The following is a 1,209-nucleotide window of genomic DNA, read 5'->3' on the forward strand; positions in this document are numbered from 1 at the left end:
GTGCAGCGGAACGCCTCGCCGGGGCCCTCGATGGCGGCGACGACGTCCATCAGCGTGATCCGCGCGAGCGGCCGGACGAGCCGGAAGCCGCCGCGCGGCCCGGACGTGGAGGCGACGATGCCGGCGCGGACGAGGGCCTGGAGCTGCTTGTTGAGGTACGGGGCGGGGAGTTCGTGGTACGCCGCGAGGCGGGCCGCCGTCACCGGGCGGTCGGGGCCCGCCCACGCCAGGTTCAGGCAGCTGTGCAGCGCCCACTCGACGCCCTCGGTCATCCTCATGATTCTGGATATTAAACCTCCAGAATTATCAGCGCAAACAGGAGAACTGCGGAGCAGTGGATAGGTACAGCACACCGTCGGACATCGCGACTAAGCGCCCAAGTCGGTTACTTTTCAGCACAACTGACTTTAGCGGCACACACTCAAATGGCGGATCAAATCCGGATACTCCGGCTACTGTTCTCCTCAAGTCGCAGCAGCGAGAGGGGAGTAGCTCGGATGGGGCCGATGAAGAAGATCCCGGGACAGCGCAGTCCGGTGGAGTGTGCGCGCGCCTTGGACCAGGCACTTGAGGCCCAGCGGGCCCGGACCGCGCTGGTCCGGGCGATCAAGAACGGGGAGGTCGACTGCGTACAGGCGCTGGAGCGCGCGGCGCGGGACGCCCTGGCCGGGGACATGCTGGCGAAGGACTTCCTGCTGGCGCTGCCGGGGGTGGGGCCGGCGCAGACGGCGAAGCTGATGACGAGGCTGGGCCTGTCCGACACCCGCAGGCTCCGCAGCCTGGCGCCGGTGCAGCGGGAGCTGATCGGCGCGGCAGTGCGGAGCTGACTCCCGCCAGGGCGGGAGTACGGGGGGGCAGGGCCGGGGTGGCGTCGCCGGGCTAGCGCCGGGGCCGGCGCTACGCGTGCGGGCCCACCTCCACCCGGCCCACCGTCAGGTCCGCCCGGCCCTCCATGATCTCCCCCAGCCGCTCCACCTCCGCCGCCAGCTCCCGCCCGCGCGGCGCCGGCAGGCGGTCGAGCGGTTCGACGGTGACGGTGATCCGGCGGCCCGAGCGGCGCTGGTGCCACACGCCCGCGGCCTCGCCGTCGATCAGCAGCACCGGGAAGTTGCCCGCCTGGCCGCCGGCGAGGGCGCGCTCGTAGGCCCGCCCGGGGAAGAGGAGTTCGCGGGGGCGGCAGGCGATCGCGTACGCGTCGAAGTACGGCAG

General features: G+C 71.6%; 3 protein-coding genes. 1 reads left to right on the forward strand and 2 read right to left on the reverse strand.

The genetic code is table 11. The features are described 5' to 3' along the window. Positions 1–272, reverse strand: a 272-nt coding sequence (locus H5J30_RS34360; RefSeq protein WP_181791731.1) for an RrF2 family transcriptional regulator, incomplete at its 3' end; no start/stop codon positions are given. A gap of 234 nt (positions 273–506) precedes the next feature. Between H5J30_RS34360 and mihF the strand changes: the two genes are divergently transcribed. Then, positions 507–827 carry an integration host factor, actinobacterial type gene (gene mihF / locus H5J30_RS34365; RefSeq protein WP_309505722.1) on the forward strand — a complete coding sequence of 107 codons (321 nt, stop codon included), beginning with the start codon at positions 507–509 and terminating at the stop codon, positions 825–827. Positions 828–897: 70 nt separating this feature from the next. On the opposite strand, the gene H5J30_RS34370 is transcribed toward mihF, so the two are convergent. After that, positions 898–1,209: DNA glycosylase AlkZ-like family protein (locus tag H5J30_RS34370; protein WP_181791730.1), on the reverse strand; the 312-nt coding region annotated here is incomplete at its 5' end.

Source organism: Streptomyces phytophilus, from assembly GCF_013870535.1.
GTDB lineage: Bacteria > Actinomycetota > Actinomycetes > Streptomycetales > Streptomycetaceae > Streptomyces > Streptomyces phytophilus.